Origin of the sequence: Pseudomonas agronomica, from assembly GCF_025917275.1 — a bacterium.
Lineage (GTDB): Bacteria > Pseudomonadota > Gammaproteobacteria > Pseudomonadales > Pseudomonadaceae > Aquipseudomonas > Aquipseudomonas agronomica.
The window spans coordinates 1-378 of record NZ_JAOSHO010001082.1; the positions used below are offsets into that span (position 1 = coordinate 1).

The 378-nt window shown below is 61.4% G+C and carries 1 protein-coding gene; it reads left to right on the top strand.

Annotated elements, in window-relative coordinates; translation table 11 throughout:
• On the top strand, positions 1-337 hold a 337-nt coding region (gene msrB, locus OC610_RS29010), incomplete at its 5' end, for a peptide-methionine (R)-S-oxide reductase MsrB (protein ID WP_264433279.1).
• Positions 338-378: the final 41 nt, after the last annotated feature.

A 378-nucleotide genomic window follows, 5' to 3' on the forward strand; every position in this document is an offset into this window, starting at 1 on the left:
CAACGTCTGTAGGCTCAAAGGCACCGAGCGACCCTTTTCCGGCAAATACAACGGGACCAAGACCGACGGCGTGTACCACTGCATCTGCTGCGACGAGCCACTGTTCGACTCGAAGACCAAGTTCGATTCGGGCTGTGGCTGGCCGAGTTTCTACGCGCCGATCGAAGGCAGCGCGGTGGTGGAAGTGCGGGACGTGAGCCATGGCATGATCCGCACCGAGGTGGTCTGTGCCAAATGCGATGCGCACCTGGGCCATGTTTTTCCAGACGGCCCGCCGCCGACCGGGCTGCGTTATTGCATCAACTCGGTGTGCCTGGATCTCGTGCCGCGCGAGTAAAATTCTGCGCGGTCCTTTGTGGCGAGGGGATTCATCCCCGC